General features: G+C 56.6%; 21 protein-coding genes. 9 read left to right on the top strand and 12 right to left on the bottom strand.

The window, feature by feature from the left end:
• Window positions 1–46 precede the first annotated feature (46 nt).
• Window positions 47–910 (bottom strand): YicC/YloC family endoribonuclease, encoded by an 864-nt coding sequence (locus EGY12_RS07075; protein WP_015379441.1) that lies wholly within the window; start codon window positions 908–910, stop codon window positions 47–49.
• Window positions 911–1,036: 126 nt separating this feature from the next.
• On the opposite strand from EGY12_RS07075, the gene rph reads away from it, so the two are divergent.
• Window positions 1,037–1,753, top strand: a complete 717-nt coding sequence (gene rph / locus EGY12_RS07070) for a ribonuclease PH (RefSeq protein WP_025160305.1) — start codon at window positions 1,037–1,039, stop codon at window positions 1,751–1,753.
• Window positions 1,754–1,849: 96 nt separating this feature from the next.
• Window positions 1,850–2,491, top strand: coding sequence for an orotate phosphoribosyltransferase (gene pyrE, locus EGY12_RS07065; RefSeq protein WP_004931204.1), 642 nt, complete (start codon window positions 1,850–1,852; stop codon window positions 2,489–2,491).
• A 31-nt stretch (window positions 2,492–2,522) separates the two neighbouring features.
• Here pyrE and slmA read toward each other — a convergent pair whose 3' ends face one another.
• The 3 genes from slmA to coaBC all read right to left on the bottom strand — a co-directional run bounded on the left by slmA (window position 2,523) and on the right by coaBC (window position 5,024).
• Window positions 2,523–3,119 carry a nucleoid occlusion factor SlmA gene (slmA, locus tag EGY12_RS07060; RefSeq protein ID WP_025304700.1) on the bottom strand — a complete coding sequence of 199 codons (597 nt, stop codon included), beginning with the start codon at window positions 3,117–3,119 and terminating at the stop codon, window positions 2,523–2,525.
• A gap of 251 nt (window positions 3,120–3,370) precedes the next feature.
• Window positions 3,371–3,829 (bottom strand): dUTP diphosphatase, encoded by a 459-nt coding sequence (gene dut / locus EGY12_RS07055; protein WP_172962907.1) that lies wholly within the window; start codon window positions 3,827–3,829, stop codon window positions 3,371–3,373.
• A complete protein-coding gene (gene coaBC / locus EGY12_RS07050) occupies window positions 3,807–5,024 on the bottom strand; it encodes a bifunctional phosphopantothenoylcysteine decarboxylase/phosphopantothenate--cysteine ligase CoaBC (protein WP_172962906.1) in 1,218 nt (405 codons plus the stop codon). Before coaBC ends, dut begins: the two co-directional genes overlap by 23 nt.
• 183 nt (window positions 5,025–5,207) lie before the next feature.
• Between coaBC and radC the strand changes: the two genes are divergently transcribed.
• From radC to mutM, 4 genes are all read left to right on the top strand, one after another.
• Window positions 5,208–5,891, top strand: a complete 684-nt coding sequence (gene radC / locus EGY12_RS07045; RefSeq protein ID WP_123895567.1) for a DNA repair protein RadC — start codon at window positions 5,208–5,210, stop codon at window positions 5,889–5,891.
• A gap of 262 nt (window positions 5,892–6,153) precedes the next feature.
• Window positions 6,154–6,390 carry a 50S ribosomal protein L28 gene (gene rpmB / locus EGY12_RS07040; RefSeq protein WP_004931195.1) on the top strand — a complete coding sequence of 79 codons (237 nt, stop codon included), beginning with the start codon at window positions 6,154–6,156 and terminating at the stop codon, window positions 6,388–6,390.
• 11 nt (window positions 6,391–6,401) lie between these two features.
• Window positions 6,402–6,569 carry a 50S ribosomal protein L33 gene (rpmG, locus tag EGY12_RS07035; RefSeq protein ID WP_002442576.1) on the top strand — a complete coding sequence of 56 codons (168 nt, stop codon included), beginning with the start codon at window positions 6,402–6,404 and terminating at the stop codon, window positions 6,567–6,569.
• An 81-nt stretch (window positions 6,570–6,650) separates the two neighbouring features.
• Complete coding sequence (mutM, locus tag EGY12_RS07030; protein WP_123892988.1) at window positions 6,651–7,466, top strand: bifunctional DNA-formamidopyrimidine glycosylase/DNA-(apurinic or apyrimidinic site) lyase; 816 nt, start codon at window positions 6,651–6,653, stop codon at window positions 7,464–7,466.
• 3 nt (window positions 7,467–7,469) lie between these two features.
• Here mutM and coaD read toward each other — a convergent pair whose 3' ends face one another.
• From coaD to waaA, 3 genes are read right to left on the bottom strand one after another with little or no spacing between them, the layout of a single operon-like run.
• The gene (gene coaD, locus EGY12_RS07025; RefSeq protein WP_004931181.1) at window positions 7,470–7,955 is read right to left on the bottom strand and encodes a pantetheine-phosphate adenylyltransferase; all 486 of its coding nucleotides are present in this window, start codon (window positions 7,953–7,955) and stop codon (window positions 7,470–7,472) included.
• A 3-nt stretch (window positions 7,956–7,958) separates the two neighbouring features.
• Window positions 7,959–8,732: a glycosyltransferase family 2 protein gene (locus EGY12_RS07020; protein WP_123892987.1), complete on the bottom strand. Its 774-nt coding sequence runs from the start codon at window positions 8,730–8,732 to the stop codon at window positions 7,959–7,961.
• Entirely contained in the window at window positions 8,733–10,010 is a 1,278-nt protein-coding gene (waaA, locus tag EGY12_RS07015) for a lipid IV(A) 3-deoxy-D-manno-octulosonic acid transferase (protein WP_025304695.1), read from the bottom strand.
• Between the two features lie 125 nt (window positions 10,011–10,135).
• Here waaA and EGY12_RS07010 point away from each other — a divergent pair, with 125 nt between their 5' ends.
• A complete protein-coding gene (locus EGY12_RS07010) occupies window positions 10,136–11,149 on the top strand; it encodes a glycosyltransferase family 9 protein (protein ID WP_123892986.1) in 1,014 nt (337 codons plus the stop codon).
• Window positions 11,150–11,192: 43 nt separating this feature from the next.
• Here EGY12_RS07010 and EGY12_RS07005 read toward each other — a convergent pair whose 3' ends face one another.
• The 3 genes from EGY12_RS07005 to rfaQ are packed head-to-tail and all read right to left on the bottom strand — an operon-like array spanning window position 11,193 to window position 14,502.
• Entirely contained in the window at window positions 11,193–12,293 is a 1,101-nt protein-coding gene (locus tag EGY12_RS07005) for a glycosyltransferase (protein WP_123892985.1), read from the bottom strand.
• Window positions 12,294–12,295: 2 nt separating this feature from the next.
• Complete coding sequence (locus EGY12_RS07000) at window positions 12,296–13,423, bottom strand: glycosyltransferase family 4 protein (RefSeq protein ID WP_123892984.1); 1,128 nt, start codon at window positions 13,421–13,423, stop codon at window positions 12,296–12,298.
• Window positions 13,420–14,502 carry a putative lipopolysaccharide heptosyltransferase III gene (rfaQ, locus tag EGY12_RS06995; protein WP_123892983.1) on the bottom strand — a complete coding sequence of 361 codons (1,083 nt, stop codon included), beginning with the start codon at window positions 14,500–14,502 and terminating at the stop codon, window positions 13,420–13,422. The genes EGY12_RS07000 and rfaQ overlap by 4 nt, the downstream gene beginning before the upstream one ends.
• A 210-nt stretch (window positions 14,503–14,712) precedes the next feature.
• On the opposite strand from rfaQ, the gene EGY12_RS06990 reads away from it, so the two are divergent.
• Window positions 14,713–15,669 (top strand): polysaccharide deacetylase family protein, encoded by a 957-nt coding sequence (locus EGY12_RS06990; RefSeq protein ID WP_123892982.1) that lies wholly within the window; start codon window positions 14,713–14,715, stop codon window positions 15,667–15,669.
• A 6-nt stretch (window positions 15,670–15,675) separates the two neighbouring features.
• Window positions 15,676–16,758, top strand: a complete 1,083-nt coding sequence (locus tag EGY12_RS06985) for a glycosyltransferase family 9 protein (RefSeq protein WP_123892981.1) — start codon at window positions 15,676–15,678, stop codon at window positions 16,756–16,758.
• A 43-nt stretch (window positions 16,759–16,801) separates the two neighbouring features.
• Here the strand turns inward: EGY12_RS06985 and EGY12_RS06980 are convergent, their stop codons facing one another.
• Both EGY12_RS06980 and EGY12_RS06975 read right to left on the bottom strand, forming a co-directional pair.
• Complete coding sequence (locus tag EGY12_RS06980) at window positions 16,802–17,578, bottom strand: O-antigen ligase (protein ID WP_123892980.1); 777 nt, start codon at window positions 17,576–17,578, stop codon at window positions 16,802–16,804.
• A 123-nt stretch (window positions 17,579–17,701) separates the two neighbouring features.
• Window positions 17,702–18,043 (bottom strand): hypothetical protein, encoded by a 342-nt coding sequence (locus EGY12_RS06975; protein ID WP_123892979.1) that lies wholly within the window; start codon window positions 18,041–18,043, stop codon window positions 17,702–17,704.

Below are 18,043 nucleotides of genomic sequence, written 5' to 3'. Positions count from 1 at the left end.
ATAAAAAAGCCCGCATGGCGCGGGCTTGATGGCGTGTGGGGCACGATCACTCGATATTCTGGATCTGCTCGCGCATTTGCTCGATCAGCACTTTCAGCTCGATAGCGGAAGCGGTGACGTCGGCATTGATCGACTTGGAGGCCAGGGTGTTCGATTCGCGATTGAACTCCTGCATCATAAAGTCGAGGCGGCGGCCGACGGCTTCTTTCTTCTTCAGGATGTTGTGCGTCTCTTTCACGTGCGCTTCCAGGCGGTCCAGCTCTTCGGCGACGTCGATGCGCTGCGCCATCAGCACCAGCTCCTGTTCCAGGCGGGTGTTTTCCAGCTGTACCTGGGCTTCTTCCAGCTTGCTGACCAGGCGTTCGCGCTGCCATTGCAAGATGTTCGGCATCTGGGCGCGCACTTTGACCACTTCGGCGCTGACGCCGTCGAGGCGCTGTTCGATCAGCGTTTTCAGCGCGGCGCCTTCGCTTTCGCGTGCGACGATGAAGTCATCCAGCGCGCCGTCCAGCGCCTGCATCAGCTCGGCGCTGATGGCGTCCAGATCCTGCTCCTGTGCGGACATTACGCCCGGCCAGCGCAGTACGTCGATCGGGTTGATTTCCCCTTCGTCGCTCTGCATTTTCACCCAGTTGGCGGCTTCAACCAGCTGTTTGGCCAGTTTTTCGTTCAGGATCAGCGAGCTTTGCGCGCTTGGATCCAGTTCGAAACGCAGGTTGCATTCGACTTTGCCGCGGGTCAGGCGGCCACGGATACGTTCACGGATCACCGGCTCCAGGCTGCGGAATTGTTCCGGCAAGCGGATGTAGGTTTCTAAGTAGCGCTGGTTAACGGAACGCAGCTCCCAGGCTGCGCTGCCCCATTCACCCTTGATTTCACGCCGGGCGTAGGCGGTCATGCTGCGGATCATTGATGCGTACCCGTAATAGGAAAAGATGGGGCGATTATAGCGTCGCGGCTGCGGGCAGGATAGGCATTACGTCACGAAGCCCGTATAATGCGCAGCCAATAGTTGATTTGAAGCCGGAGAGAGCCCATGCGTCCTGCAGGCAGAGCACCACAGCAAGTTCGCCCCCTGACACTGACCCGTCACTATACCAAACACGCTGAAGGTTCAGTGCTGGTTGAGTTTGGCGATACCAAAGTCTTGTGCACCGCCACGGTAGAAGAAGGCGTTCCGCGCTTCCTGAAAGGCCAGGGGCAAGGTTGGATCACCGCCGAGTATGGCATGCTGCCGCGCTCCACCCACAGCCGCAACGCCCGTGAAGCCGCCAAAGGCAAACAGGGTGGCCGCACGCTGGAGATCCAGCGCCTGATCGCGCGCTCGCTGCGTGCCGCGGTGGATCTGAAAAAGCTCGGTGAGTTCACCATCACCCTCGACTGCGACGTACTGCAGGCCGATGGCGGTACCCGCACCGCCTCCATCTCCGGCGCCTGTGTGGCGCTGGCCGATGCGCTGAACACGCTGGTGGCCAACGGCAAGCTGAAAGCCAACCCGATGAAGGGCATGGTGGCGGCGGTTTCAGTCGGCATCGTCAATGGCGAAGCGCTGTGCGATCTGGAGTATGTGGAAGATTCAGCGGCGGAAACCGACATGAACGTGGTGATGATGGAAGACGGCCGTATGATTGAAGTGCAGGGCACCGCCGAAGGCGAGCCGTTCAGCCACGATGAGCTGTTGGCGCTATTGGCGCTGGCCCGAGGGGGCATCGAAACCATCTTCCAGGCGCAGAAAGCGGCGCTGGCGGACTGATTTTTTAAGGCGACTGAGAAGTCGCCTTTTTTATGCCCGGCGATCGGGCGGCAGTAATGACAAGATCCAAACAGATTCAGACGAGGAGAAGCAGTAATGAAAGCCTATCAGCGCCAGTTTATCGAGTTCGCGCTTAACAAGCAGGTATTGAAATTCGGCGAGTTCACCCTGAAATCCGGCCGTACCAGCCCGTATTTCTTCAACGCCGGCCTGTTTAATACCGGGCGCGATCTTGCGCTGTTGGGGCGCTTCTACGCCGAGGCCCTGATGGATTCCGGCATCGATTTCGACCTGCTGTTTGGCCCGGCCTATAAAGGCATTCCTATCGCCACCACCACGGCGGTGGCGCTGGCGGAACACCATGAGCGCGACGTGCCTTACTGCTTCAACCGCAAGGAAGCCAAGACTCATGGCGAAGGCGGTTCGCTGGTGGGCAGCCCGCTGCAGGGGCGCGTGATGTTGGTGGATGATGTTATCACCGCCGGTACCGCGATCCGCGAGTCGATGGAAATCATCGGCGCCAGCGGCGCTTCGCTGGCGGGCGTGTTGATCTCCCTCGATCGCCAGGAACGCGGCCGTGCGGATATCTCCGCCATTCAGGAAGTGGAACGCGACTATCACTGCAAGGTGATCTCGATCGTGACGCTGAAGGACCTGATCGCTTATCTGGAAGAGAAGCCGGAAATGGCGGACCATCTGGCGGCGGTGCGCGCTTACCGCGAGCAGTACGGGGTATAAATAAAAACGCCGGGCATGCCCGGCGTTATCTTTATTGCAACTGCGCCGCCAACAGCGGCCAGCGGGCGTCGAATTCCTGCGTTGGGCGATAGCGGAACTCCGAACGCACATAGCGCGACAACATGCCCTCGCAGAAGGCCAGCAGCTGGCTGGCCAACAGCGTTTCATCGACGATGAAGCCTTTGCCTTCGCGCAATTTGCGCTCTTTCAGCACCTGGCGCAGCTGAGCCTCGATGCGTTCGAACAGCTGGTTGATGCGGCCCTGCAGGCGATCCTGTTCAAACATCAGCGCGTGGCCGGTCATGATGCGCGTCAGCCCCGGGTTGCGTTCCGCAAAGCCCAGAATCAGCAGTAAAATCAGGCGCAGGCGGTTAAACGTCTCTTTCTCGTCCTGCAAGATCAGGTTGATGCGGGTGATCAGGCTGTCTTCGATAAACTCGATCAGACTGTCGAACATCCGTGTCTTGCTGGGGAAATGCCGGTACAGCGCAGCTTCAGAAACACCCACGTTCGCAGCGAGCTTGGCGGTGGTGATGCGTTGGCTGCCGTCGCTGGATTCCAGCATCTGGGCTAATGCCTGCAATATTTCCTCGCGCCGATTCCTTTTCGTATTTTCTTTTTCTGCCATGTCTGATTAGACCCTTGCTAAAACTTAACTGACGGAAACCCGCGCACCGGCCGCTGCAGAGCAGGCTCTGTGCGGCTTATGTGATAGCTTTTTTACGATGCTGGGGTCAGCGGCCTTAACGGCCTTTTTCCGCGCTGCCTGGTGTGCGCTGCAATTGTCGCGGTAAAGCCTTGCCGCAGAGATGTCCTTCTCCCCGGAAAGGCAAGGTTCAGGCGACGTTTCCCTGCCGGCCATCGTGCATTGGGTGGCGCTTAATGGCGCCCCGAGTGGCCGAAGCCACCTTCGCCGCGTTCGCTGCCGTCGAACTCTTCCACCAGGTTGAATTCGGCCTGCACCACCGGCACGAAGACCATCTGCGCGATGCGTTCGCCCGGCTCGATGGTGAAGGACTTCTGGCCGCGGTTCCAAACGGACACCATCAGCTGGCCCTGATAATCGGAGTCGATCAGGCCGACCAGGTTACCCAGCACGACGCCGTGCTTATGGCCCAGGCCTGAGCGCGGCAGGATCACCGCTGCCAGGCTGGCGTCGGCGATGTGGATCGCGAGGCCGGTAGGCAGCAGCGTGGTTTCACCCGGCGCCAGCTCCACCGCGCTGTCCAGGCAGGCGCGCAGGTCGAGACCAGCAGAACCCGGAGTGGCGTAGGTCGGTAGCGGGAAATCCTGACCGATACGTGGGTCGAGGATCTTAACGTCGATTTTTTTCATCATAACGGCTGACTATCTCGTCTATTAAACGTTGGCCAAGGAGTGCCTTGTCGCTCAGCGCCAGGCGTTTTTCTCCATCCTGCCAAAAAAGATGCAGGGCATTGGTATCACTGTTGAACCCGTGCTCTGCAAGCGATACATCGTTAGCGCAAATCAAATCCAGCTTCTTACGCGCCAGTTTTTGCCGCGCGTATTCTTCCACATTCTGGGTTTCGGCGGCAAACCCCACGACAAACGGTCGATTTTTGGTCATCGCCGCCACGCCGGCGACGATATCGGGGTTTTTTACCATCTTGAGGACGATTTCATCACCCTGTTTTTTAATTTTTTCATCGGCGATCTGTTCGGGTCGGTAGTCGGCCACGGCGGCGCAGGAGATGAAAATCTGCTGTTGCGCGGCGCGCTGTTGCACCGCTTGCTCCATCTCCAGCGCACTGGTGACGTCCACTCGGGTGACCGATGGCGGCGTCGGCAGGCTGACCGGCCCGGCGATCAGCGTCACCTGTGCGCCGCGGGCGGCGGCGGCGCGGGCAATCGCGAAACCCATTTTGCCGGAGCTGTGATTGCTGATGAAACGCACCGGATCCAACGCTTCACGCGTCGGGCCGGCGGTGATCATAACCTGCAAATGTTGCAGATCCTGCGGGGCGGAGAAATGCGCGTTCGCCAGGTCGACGATGTCCAGCGGATCCAACATGCGGCCCGGTCCGACGTCACCGCAGGCTTGGCTGCCGCTATCAGGCCCCCAGAGCAGCATGCCGCGCGCCAGCAGCGTTTGCAGGTTGGCCTGCGTGGCGGCGGCGCGATACATCTGCTGGTTCATGGCGGGCGCGGCGGCGATGGGAGCATCGGTCGCCAGGCAAACGGTGGTCAGTAGATCGTTGGCCATGCCGGCGGCGACGCGCGCCAGCAGATCGGCGGTCGCCGGTGCCAGGACCACCAGATCTGCCCATTTGCCGAGTTCGATGTGGCCCATGGCGGCTTCGGCGGCGGGATCCAACAGATCGTCGGATACCTGATAGCCGGAAACGGCCTGCAGCGTCAGCGGTGTAATGAACGCCTTGGCGGCGTGGGTCATCACCACGCGCACTTCTGCGCCCCTGTCGCGCAGGCGGCGCACCAGCTCTGGGCATTTGTAGGCGGCGATGCCGCCGCTGATGCCAAGCACAATATGTTTGCCGGAAAGTCCCGTCATCATCATTGTCCGATTGAAAGCCGAAAGATGCGCCATTTTAGCATATCCGCCGTTCAGGTGAGCGATTCCGCAATGGCTGCAGGGCGTTACATTGTGCTTTGCGAAACACTTCGCAATGTTATCAAACACCTGTCGAACGCGCCGGGCAGCACATGGCATGCTGTAGCCCTTTCAGGGAGGAACACGATGAGCAACCCGATTGTGGCGTGCTGGCCGGGCGCGCTGGCGCCGCGCGAAAAGCTGTTGATGCAAGGGGCGGCGGCGCTGTCCGACGCAGAGCTGTTGGCCATTTTTTTGCGCACCGGGCTGCCCGGCGTGCACGTGATGCAGTTGGCTGAGCAGCTGCTGCGCCGGTTCGGCTCGCTTTATCACCTGATGTCGGCCGATCATCAGGCTTTTTGCAGTCAAAAAGGCCTGGGCGACGCCAGCTATACGCAGCTGCAGGCGATTGCCGAGTTGGCGCTGCGCTTCTTTTCCAGCCATTTGTCGCAGGAAAACGCCATGCACAACCCGCGCGTTACCCAGCATTATCTGCAAAGCCTGCTGGCGCACCGTGAGCGAGAGGTCTTTTTGGTATTGTTTTTAGACAATCAGCACCGGGTTATTCGCCATCAGGAGATGTTTGCTGGTACCATCAGCAGCGTCGTCGTCTACCCGAGAGAAATTGTGCGTGAAGCGTTGAAGGCTAATGCAGCCGCGCTGATTCTCGCGCATAATCACCCTTCGGGTAAGGCTGAACCCAGTCATGCCGACCGTTTGATAACGGAACAGGTGGTGAAAGCCTGCCGGTTATTGGAGATCCGAGTGCTTGATCATTTGGTGATCGGTCGGGGTGAATGCGTCTCTTTTGCCGAGCGCGGATGGCTTTAAGCGATTTTTTCGCGATCCTTGTGGGATCTTTAGCTGTTCGGGACTTGAGCACTTACGCTTCAGAGCGTATACTACGCCACCTTTGAGAATCTTGGGTTTGGCGCAAGAGCCTATCTCAGCAGGTTTCTGACCTGATGTGTGGTTTCTACCTGATGACGAGAGTCTCCTCAGTATGAAGTTTGCTGAGATGGGCTCTAAAAGCCTGACGAGGCAGCCATACCCTATACGAAGCTCGAGCTGATTTGATTTTTGGAGAATAGACATGTCCCGAGTCTGCCAAGTTACTGGCAAGCGCCCGGTGAGCGGTAACAACCGTTCCCACGCAATGAACGCGACCAAACGCCGTTTTCTGCCTAACCTGCACTCACACCGTTTTTGGGTTGAGGCTGAGAAGCGCTTTGTAACTCTGCGTGTATCTGCTAAAGGTATGCGTGTTATCGATAAGAAGGGTATTGAGACGGTTCTGGCCGATCTGCGTGCCCGTGGTGAGAAGTATTAAGGAACTGAATCATGGCTAAAGGTGTTCGCGAGAAGATCAAGCTGGTTTCTTCTGCTGGTACTGGTCACTTCTATACCACCACGAAGAACAAGCGTACTAAGCCGGAAAAATTGGAACTGAAGAAATTCGATCCAGTTGTCCGTCAGCACGTAGTATACAAAGAAGCTAAAATTAAATAATTTTAGTGGATTAATGAAAAACCCGGCCTTGGCCGGGTTTTTTGTTTTATAAAGGGTAGAAAACGTCGGAGGGGAAGCCAGATGCCTGAATTACCGGAAGTTGAGACGAGCAGACGCGGTATAGAGCCTTATCTTGTTGGCCACAGCATTCAGTATGCGGTGGTGCGCAACGCGCGCCTGCGCTGGCCGGTTTCCGAACAGATCCTGACGCTGAGCGATCAGCCGGTGCTTAGTGTACAGCGCCGGGCCAAATACCTGCTGATCGAGCTGGAACGCGGTTGGATTATCGTGCACTTGGGCATGTCGGGCAGCCTGCGTATGCTGCGTGAGGAAAACGAAGACGAAGCAGGCAAACACGACCACGTCGATCTGGTCATCAGCAACGGCATGATCCTGCGCTATACCGATCCGCGTCGTTTCGGTGCTTGGCTGTGGTGCGAAGATTTGGCGGCCAGCAGCGTGTTGGCGCACCTGGGGCCGGAACCGCTGAGCGAAGCGTTCAACGGCGACTACCTGTATGAAAAATCACGCAATAAGCGCACGTTGATTAAACCGTGGCTGATGGATAACAAGCTGGTGGTCGGGGTCGGCAATATTTACGCCAGCGAATCGCTGTTCAGCGCCGGGATCTTGCCCGATCGTCCGGCGGGATCGTTGAGCAAAGCCGAAGCGGAACTGCTGGTGAAAACCATCAAGGCGGTGTTGCAGCGCTCTATCGAGCAGGGTGGCACGACATTGCGCGACTTTTTGCAGTCGGACGGCAAACCGGGGTATTTCGCGCAGGAACTGCAGGTTTACGGGCGGGCGGGGGAACCGTGCCGCGCGTGCGGCACGCCGATCGAATCCGCCAAGCACGGGCAGCGCAGCACCTTCTTTTGCCGCCGCTGCCAGCGCTGAGCATTACTCGGCGGCGAGCTTCGCCATCAGTGCCTGGGTGACCACATCAGGCAGGAAAGGCGCGATATCGCCGCCGTGGCGGGCGACCTCCTTCACCAGTGAGGAGGAGATGAACGACCACTCTTCGGAAGGCATCAGGAACACGCTTTCCAGCGTCGGCATCAAATGGCGGTTCATGTTCGCCAGCTGCAATTCGTATTCAAAATCAGACACCGCACGCAGGCCGCGCACCAGGATATTGGCATTTTGATGAGCGGCAAAGTGCGCCATCAGCTCGCTGAAGCCCAGCACTTCCACATTATCCAGATGCGAGGTGACCTGCGTCGCCAACGCCACGCGCTCGTCCAGGCTGAACAGCGGTTTTTTGCTCGGGCTGGCGGCGATGGCCAGAATCACGTGATCGAACATCAGTGACGCGCGCGTCACTAAATCCAGGTGGCCGTTGGTCATGGGATCGAAGGTCCCGGGATAGATGGCTTTGCTGGTCATGATTCACTTCTCTGAGTAGTTGCGGCCCAATGCCCATAATGCGGCATATTTATTGAAGGTATATTGCGCGTTGACCACCGCTAACAGCAACCCCTGTTTGCCATCCAGGAAGCCGGCGCGCAGCAGCCAGGTTTTGACGAAGGCGCCGAGCGTGTGGGTCAGGATAGAAAGATAGCCGCAACGTTTGCCGGCCCGGTGGCGCTGCGTGGCCCACTCTTCGGCGTAGCGCAGCTGTTTGCGCTGGAAGGCGAAGAAATCGCGACAGGTCAGGTGCAACATATCGCCGTTGAGGGGGATCACTTTGGCGCCGCCGATGTTCAGCGATTCGTGCACCAGATCGTCGTTATAGCGATAGCGTTGGTTGGCGTACAGGCGGTTGACGCGGTCGGGATACCAGCCGCTGTGGCGCATGAAGCGGCCTAGAAACAGGTTGCGCCGCGCACAGCTGTAGACGGCGGCGTCGTCCGGCGCGCTCAACACCTGTTCGATGGATTGCCGCAGCTCGGGCGTGACGCGTTCGTCGGCGTCGATCATCAAAACGTAGTCATGGCTGGCGTAGCTTTGCGCCAGCTGACGCTGCTTGCCGAACCCTTGCCAGTCGGTGTGCGTGAAGACTTTGGCGCCCAGGCTTTCGGCGACGGCGACGCTGTCGTCTTCGCTGCCGGAGTCCAGAACGATGATTTCATCGGCCCACTCGACTGAGCGCAGACAGTCCGGCAACAGCCCGGCTTCGTTTTTGGCGATCATCACCACCGACAGGCTTTTGCGGCTGCTCATTCAGTGACTCCGGGGCGGAAGATGCGGTTCCAGCAGCTGCAGCAGGCGCTGCAACGCTCCCTGATTCTGATACAACACTTCCACCGCATGGCGGCCGTAGTAGCGGCGGTAGTCTTCGTCGGTCAGCAGGGTTTCCACTTCCTTCACCAACGAATCCACGTCGGTCACGGTGATCAGGCCTTCGGCCTGCGAGAGCTTGGCGCAGATGTCTTTGAAGTTGAAGGTATGCGGGCCCATCAGCACCGGGATGGCGTGCGCGGCGGCTTCCAACGGGTTGTGCCCGCCGCGCTCCACCAGACTGCCGCCGACAAAGGCCAGATCGGCGATGCCGTACAGTAGCATCAGTTCGCCCATGGTATCGCCAATCACCACCTGGGTGCTGCCGGATGGGATTTCGCCGCTGCTGCGCAGGGTGTAGCTGAAGCCGGCCTTCTGCACCAGCTCTTTGGCGGTCGGGAAGCGTTCCGGGTGACGCGGCACCAGGATCAGCAGCAGATCGGGGTGTTTTTCCAGCAGTTTGCGGTGCGCTTCCAGCAGGATGGTTTCTTCGCCGTCATGGGTGCTGGTGGCGATCCACACCGGACGGCGCGGGGCCCATTGGCGGCGCAGTGTAACGGCGCGGGCGGCCAGTTCCGGGGTGACGGAGATATCGAACTTCAGGCTGCCGGTGACGGCCAGCTGCGAGCGCTTCAGGCCCAGCTCGATAAACCGATCGCCGTCTTCCTGGTTTTGTGCGGCGATCAGCGTAATGCGGCGCAGCATATCGCGCATGAAGCCGCCAATTTTCTTATAGCCGGCGGCGGAGCGGGCCGACAGGCGAGCATTGGCGATCACCAAAGGGATCTGCCGCTGATGCAGTGCGTTGATCAGGTTGGGCCACAGCTCGGTTTCCATGATGATCACCAGCTTGGGATTCACCTGGTCTAGGAAGCGGTTCATGGAGCCGGGCAGATCGTAGGGCAGATAGACATGATGCACGTCTTTGCCGAAAGCAGACTGGACGCGTTCTGAACCTGTTGGAGTCATTGTGGTCACAGTTATCGGCAAAGCAGGGTAACGGTGGCGCAGTGCCCGTACCAACGGGATGGCCGCCAGCGTTTCACCGACGGAGACGGAATGCAGCATGATGCCGCCTGGCACGACTTTCCCGGCGCAGAATCCATAGCGTTCCGCCCAGCGTTTACGGTAGGCAGGAGCTTTGCGGCTGCGCAGCAGTAAGCGGAGCCAGATCAGGGGTTGGATGAGGTAGAGTAGTACCTGATATAAACGCAGCAACATTCTATCAATTTCATTTATATGGGTTATTCGGAATAGTACCATAACTGGAAGGGAAAGGCGCTAATTTGGTAACCTTGGGTGTCAGTTTCAGACAACCGGCGAGCGATTTCGCCGATAGGCTCGGAATGAAGAATATTTTAATTATTCGCCGCGATAACATCGGCGATCTTGTTTGCACCACGCCTCTGATTGAAGGGGTAAAAATTGCCTATCCGGACGCTAAAGTTTATCTGCTGATCAATAAAGTCAGCCAGGATGTTGTTAAAAACAATCCTCATGTCGAGAAGGTCTTTGTCTATAAAAAGGCCAAGCACAAGACGAAAGATGAAACGACGTTGGGTGTTTATTTCGAACGTCTGATGATCTTCCTGAAACTGCGAAAAATAAAGTTTGATGCGGTTATTCTGGCTAATCCAGTGCCTTGCAAATACAGTCTGCGTTTAGCGAAAATGGCCGGCGCTACCCATATCATCGGCGCCGATTTGGGCACGAAAGATATTCATCGCCCGTTCCGCAAGGAAGATTTCTACGGTCAACATCAGGTCGAACATACCTACAGCTATTTATCGGCGATCACCGACCAATCCATTCCGACCCCGCCGGTGCGGGTGTTTCTGACGCCTGAAGAGCGGCAATTGGCGGCGCAACGGCTGCAGGAATGTCTGCCACCGGTCGAACGGGTATGTGCCGTGCATATCAGCAGCCGCAGCCCGAAAAGGCGCTGGCCGGTTGAGCGCTATGCTGAAATCATTAACCGTCTGGTCGCAGACCCTCGCACCGGTGTGCTGATCTTCTGGTCGCCACAGGGCACGTTGGCGCCGGACGATATCGGCGACCAGCAGCGTGCCGAACAGCTGTTGTCACTGTGTCAAAGTGAACGCGTTGCGCTTTATCCGACGGCCTCGGTGCGCGAGCTGCTGGGCGGGTTTGATTTATGCGACCGCGTGCTGTGCAGCGATGGTGGACAGATGCATCTTGCTGCCGCGTTGAATAAAGACATGGTCGTGTTCTTTGGCGATACCGATAAAGCGTCCTGGCGTCCATGGACAGGTCGTCATCATATTTTGCAAAGTGAGTCTGGGCACTGTGAAGATGTATCTGTCGATGAAGTTTGGCAGAAAATACAGGAGCTCAACTAACCGATAAAATAAGGCAGGTATTCCCTGCCTTATTTAATGTCTATTATTGTTTTTTCAGTTCCAGATATTGACGGCAAATAGGTTCAAGCCCATAGCTCAGCAATTGTTGTTGATTTATCTGCGGCGGATTGGCGTAAATCTCTGCCATTTTTTCTGCCAGCGACGCTTCGTTTAATTCCGCCAGCGCGTTAGCCATGCCGGCTTTTTCCAGAATTTCCGCAGGGCCACCCGGGCAACGGGTGCTGACCACCGGCGTGTCGCACAACAGCGATTCTACCAGCACGTTGCCAAACCCTTCGCTGTCTGAGCTGAGCACCAGCAGTGAGGCATGGCGAATGAACGGGTAGGGATTGGCCTGGAAACCAAGGAACAGCACGCGTTCTGCTATGCTCAATTCCGTCGCCAGGTGTTTGATCTCGGCGACTCTGGCGTCACTTCCTGTGCCGATCAAGGCCAGCGGTGCCTGAATACCGGAGCGCGCATAGGCTTTCAGCAGGCGGTCATGCCGTTTGGTGGTGTGAAAGCGGCCGACGTGCACCAGGTAATCCTGGCCGGCCAGGTCGCAAGGTTCCGCCGCCTGTTGCTGAATGGCGTCAATATCGAACGGATTGTTGATCACTGCCAGCCGGCGTGGGCGGATAGGTAAATTCTGCTGCAGATCGTCGCTGACCGCCTGTGAAACGGCGACGATATTTCTTCCCTGGTAAACGTTGGCGATTTTGCGTTGCTTCAGCCAGCGGTCCAGACCCTTGCGGTGGCCGAGGTAGGAGGTGGAGAGAATGCCGTGAATGCAGAACCACAGGCGATCCGCGGCCAACCGCTTGCTGCGGCTGACGATGCGATCGGTTTTATGCAGGTTGGAGAACACCAGATCGAACGCGCCGTGTTGGCGTTCGTGTTCGGCTATTGCCCGATCCAGCGCGGCGGCGCGGCGCGACAGCTCGGTCAGCTTGCGCCAGGGAGCACGGCTGCGATCGGCCACCACCTGATAATCAATGCCTGGCGGGATAGGGTAATTGCAGACGTCGCGCAGCGAGATCAGACTGACGTCATGCCCCTGTTGCTGCATGCCCTGGCACAGGGTCAGCACCACTTTTTCCGCGCCGCCTCCCGGCAGGCCGTCGATGATCATCAGAATACGCATAGCTAATACAGTAACCGGTTATAGAGGGAAATCAGCTGTTCGGACAGATGCGCCGGCGTAGCTGTCATAATGCGCAATCTTGCCGCTTCGCCCATGGATGATCCCAGCGCCTGGCGCGGCAGCGCCCGAATGGCCTCCGTGATGGCCGGTACGTCGAGCGCGTCGGTCACGAAGCCGTTCTGGCCGGGGGTGATAAACTCGGCGCCGCCGCAGGTGGTGCTGGTGATCACCGGCAGGCCGCACGACATCGCTTCCAGAATCACATTCGGGAACGGATCGTAAAGCGTCGGCAGCAGCAACGCGTCCGCGGCCTGATAGAACGGCAAGGTCTGCTTCTGCACGCCCATAAAGTGAACCCGATCGCCGCAGCCCAGCGACTGCGCCAGCGCCCGGTAGCGTTTTTCGGCCTTGTCTTTGCCGACTACCAACAGGTGGCTGTCGGTCGCCGCCACGGCGCGGATGGCGGCGGCCAGCCCTTTGCGTTCAAAGCCGGAGCCGACGAAGATCAGGCAGTGCGCCTGTTGCGGGATCTGATACTGCTCGCGCAGACGTTGGCGCTGGGCCTCGTCGGCGGGTGGGAATTTTTGATTATCGATGGCGTTATAGATCACCGTGATTTTGTCGGCGGGCACGCCAAAGTCGGCGATGATTTCCTGCTTGATCATCTCGGCGTTGCAAATGACGGCTTTCAGCTCCGGTGCGGCGTACATGGCGCGTTCGGCGCACATCACATAGCGGTGATAACGGTTGGAGAACAGCCATTTGCGGCGCCATTCCGGCAGCAAACGCGCGCGTTGCAGCAGCCAGCGGCGGTGTACGCCATCGCCTGCGCGGTAGATGTCGCAGCCGGGAATACGCTCGTGGCTTTGCACCAGATCGAAACGCTCTTTCTGCCACAGCGCCCTGGCCGCCACGGCGAAGCCCCGTTCTCGGCTGATGCGGCCGAGCTTTAACGGATTGCACAGGTGGATGTGCCAGTTGGGATTGGCATCGCCCTGCCATTCGCGGGTGATGACGTTCAGATCGAGATCCTGTTGCTCCAGTGCCTCCAGGGCGCGGGAAACGAAACGTTCGGCTCCGCCGTCCGGGCGGTACTTTTGGCGAACGATCGCCAAACGAAATGCTTTCATGCCAGCGTGCTCCGCGCGGCTGCAATCACCGCGTCTGTAGGAATAAGGTCGAGATACCGTTCGTCGGTGCCGGTATCAATGGCGTCCGGATCGGGCAGCTCGCCGAAGTCGCCGGCCCAGATCACGGTGCCGATGGCTTGCCATGGCCGCCAGAAGGTGAGCTTGGAAGGGCCGAACAGCGCCACACACGGGGTTTGTAGCGCGGCGGCCATATGCATTGGCACCGAATCTACGCCGATAAACAGTTTGGCGTGGTCGATCAGAGCGGCCAGTTGGCGCAGCGTCAGCTGACCGGCCAACGAGATTACGCCCTGCGGCGGGCAAAGCGCCAAAATGCGCTCTACCATGGCTTTTTCTCTGGCGTCGGGGCCGGAGGTGATCACCAGCTGGTGGCCGTCGGCCTGCAAGGCGGTGAGGGTGGCGGCCATTTTCTCTTCGCTCCAGCATTTGAAGAACCAGCGCGACGTAGGCTGCACCACAATATAACTGCCGGCGACGCCCTGTTTCTGCAACAGTTGCTCACAGATCTGCCAATCCTGCGGATCATAACTCATGGTCACATGTTCATTGAGCGCAGGCAGGTTTAGCGGCGACAGCAGCGAAAGATTCTGTTCGACGGTATGCAGGTGGGCGTGATTGTCGACCGGCACCAGATGCGTGTGGCAGTGGCGCCACAGGAAGCCGCGGCGTTTGGGAAAATCGAAGCCCAAACGGATGCGCGCACCGGTCAGGCGCGTAAGGATGGCGCTGCGCCACTGATCGGCCAGATTGACCACCAGATCGTAGCGTTGCGCTTTCAGGCGACGCAGTAACGCCAGCTCGTGCCCCAGATGAGCGCGGGCGCCCTGTTTTTTCCATTGACGGTCGATGGCGAACAGGGTCGACAGTTCCGGATTGCTGGCCAGCATCTCCTGCGTTTCCTGATACAGCAGCACATCGATCTGCGCCTGAGGGTAGTTTTGCCGCAGGCTGTTGATGACCGGCGTGACCAACAGCATATCGCCATGGTGACGCAATTTTATGATCAGAATACGCTGTACGGATGGGGCGGAAGTTAGGACTGACGCGTCGTTCATCATGAGTCGCTTTCTGGGAAACCAATTCTTGATTCTAAATGACCCGATCGCATGTGGCTACTGTTGCACGGTTTTCTTACCGGGCCGCAAAAAAATCGCTGGGCAGGGGACGAATATGCCTCAACGTTGTCCAAACCAAGCAGCAAAGTCGTTTGCCCTGGTTAAACGGCCTGCGTAACATAACGTATTCTGTTGATATCAGGCTCGATATTCATGACTAAACCGGCGTTTCTCATCACTATTGATACCGAAGGCGATAATCTGTGGCAAAACCACGATCGCATCGCGACCGAAAACACGCGTTTCTTGCCGCGCTTTCAGGCGCTGTGTGAGAAATATGCTTTCAAACCGGTTTATCTCACCAACTATGAAATGGCGATGGATCCGGCTTACGTCGAGTTCGCACGCGACGTGATCGCCCGCGGTGCGGGCGAAGTGGGTATGCACCTGCACGCCTGGAACAGCCCGCCTCTGACGCCGTTGACCGACGACGACTGGCGTCACAAGCCTTATTTAATCGAGTATCCCGCCGATCAGATCCGCGCCAAGGTCGATCATATGACCAAGCTTTTGGAAGATGCCTTCCAGACTAAAATGCTCAGCCATCGCGCCGGCCGTTGGGCGTTCAACGAATATTATGCCTCGCTGCTGCTGGAGTATGGCTATCAGGTGGACTGTTCGGTGACGCCGCGGGTCAACTGGCAGTTTTCGCCGGGCAATCCGCAGGGCAACGGCGGCACCGATTACAGCCGGTTCCCGTCGCAGGCTTATTTCATCGATCCGCAAAACATTTCCAAACCGGGCGCTTCGCCGCTGCTGGAAGTGCCGATGAGCATTCAGTACAAGCACTCGGCGCTGATGAACGCGTTCAAGCAAGGTTATGATCGGCTGCGCGGCAAGCGGCGTTCGCCGTCCGTCAACTGGCTGCGGCCCAGCGGCGGCAACGTGGCCAAGATGATAAGCGTGGCTGAGGCGTCGCTGGCGCAGGGGCATGATTACGTCGAATTTATGCTGCACTCCTCCGAATTTATGCCGGGCGGCAGCCCGACGTTCAAAACCGAGCAGGATATCGAAGGGCTGTACCGCGATCTGGAGCAGCTGTTTGACTGGCTGCAGCAGCGTACGGTGGGCATGACGCTGGCCGAGTATTATCAGAGCAAAAAGAGCTGAGCATCGATGAAAAAAAACAAGATTGACACCGTCAATCGCTTTCTGCGTTCTTACACCCGGCTTTTTGGGAACTTAAAAGACGTAAATAGCTTGGGTGCCGAGCAAGAATTCAAGAGTATCGTTATTTACTCCAGCACAGCGCTTGGCGATCTGATGTTTAATACACCGGCTATCCACGCGTTAAAGAAACGCTACCCCAACGCAAAGTTCACGCTGGTCTCGAGTGATAAAAATCGCCACTTGGTGATGAATAGTCGCTATTTTGACAAAATCATCTATTGGGACAATAAGGTTAAGGATATTTTCAGCCTGGTGGCACGCCTGCGGAGAATGAAGCCTGAACTTTCGGTGATCTTACACTCTTATATTCCCTATGATGTTCTTAGCGCTGTGTTATCTGGTAGCCAATATATCATTCGTGATAATTACAGCTGTGATGGTGACTATATGAACCATTGGGTATATCACCATCAGGGACAGTATGACGGGCATCTGATTCAGCGAAAACTGGATCTGTTGAAGGTTCTTGGTTGCGATAACCAGGACACCCGCATGCATATTCCGGTGAGTTTTGACTCCTTGCCGAAGATGACTGACCAGACGCTGATCGGTTTCCAGATGGGTGCTTCCGAAGCCTCGCGCTGTTGGCCTAAAGAGCGATTTGTCGCCCTGGCCCGTCAGCTTTTTGCCGCCAATGAGAAGTACCATATTGTGTTGATTGGCAGCGGCAAAGAAAAAGAACTTGGGCAGCAGTTCCTGGCGGCATTGTCTGAGGAAGAGCGCCGGCGAGTGACCAGCCATATTGGCAAGACCTCGCTGCCGCAGCTGTTGGCGATCATCCAGCAGCTGGACGTATTGATTACCGGTGATACCGGTCCACTGCATCTTGCCGTGGCTCTACAGACGCGAACGGTTAGCCTGTTCTATACGGCTAATCCGCAGCATACCGGGCCATATCAAGATCCTGAACGGCACCGCATTATTTATATCAATCCGGATGAGAATAGGGCCTCGTTGAACGCCAAATACCCATTGGAAGTGATTGATGAAGACGTGGTTTACCGTTTGCTGAGAGAGATTTTAAACTGAAACTTCTGAGGTGCCGGGGTAACACCAGGCACCTCAGCGTTCGTTACTGCGCTTTTTTCAAAAACGGAAGTGAAAGTGCTAATGCAATAATGATCACTAATGCGCTGTTACTCTGTATCAATACCACGTCGGTAAGGCCGAAGGTGAAAACAGGAATAATAACGAAAAGCAGATTGCCGTTTTCAAACCTCTGTTGCCGATTCACCGCAAAGTACACGCCGAAACCGTAGAAGCACAGCAGTGAGAAAATGCCGAAAATGCCCTGAAGCGACAGCGTTTCCAACATGTCATTATGCAAATGATAAACTAAATTCCGCACTGCTTCCGGGTTATCCCGTTCATATAAACGAACATAATCCTCTACTTTCTGATAGCGGTCATCTGTGTTTTGACCGAACAGGCTAGGCTGCACGCTATACCAACCGGCTTTCCAGATAGAAAGGCGGGCACCCACTGAGGTGTCATTATTGGTGTGATATTCTGCAATATCCGTTTGGATTTGGGAAATGCGATCCCAAGAAAAATACAATACCGTAATCGCACCTGATAATATAACCACCGTCAGTAATGACTGTGCTTTTTTGCTTATTCCACGGTAATAGACTAGGAAGAACACCAGATAGAGAACCGGCGCAAAGAATATGGCTGCGCGAGTTTCCGTTAACAGTACCATGATCATGCTGAGTATAAAGATACCGAGAAAAAGCAGTAAGGAGAGTGCTGATTTTTGGAAACATTTACGAATCAGGATAATGGCGAGCATGGAAATGCATACAACCAGATAGGCTCCGGTAGTGGCTGCATCAGTGGTCCACTTCACTCTGGGTTCGAGCTCGGTTCGAGAAAGATAGCCAAACCAGAGCGCGGCAGCGAGGCCTATGAAAAGAACGGCGATGCTGGCTTTGAGCGTGTTTTTTTGGATTAAACAGCGACACTGATAAAATTAAAAAATCACGAAGGCTGCGAGCAGAAAGCGTTTGCCGACGGTACGGTAATTATCTCTGATATCGATAAATTGGGTATCTTTAAACAGCTGCGCCCAAATTATTTTACTGGCGGCAAAGAGCAATAACGAGAGGCAAAAAAGCATCAGCGGTTTATTGCCGTATAACGTTTCTCTTTTACGGTATGCGACCATGACAGTATAAATAACGGCGACATAGCTGACAAGATAAAAAATCTTCTCTGGATATCCCTTAATGAGCAGATTTAGAGAAATAGCACACGCCAATGCAAAAAAACAAAGGTTGAAAATAATAGTGCTGTTACGTGATGCTGTCGGCAC

Origin of the sequence: Serratia sp. FDAARGOS_506, assembly GCF_003812745.1 — a bacterium.
Classification (GTDB): domain Bacteria; phylum Pseudomonadota; class Gammaproteobacteria; order Enterobacterales; family Enterobacteriaceae; genus Serratia.
The sequence above is the reverse complement of the archived record's forward strand: the minus strand, read 5'-3'. Positions and strand labels throughout refer to the sequence as shown.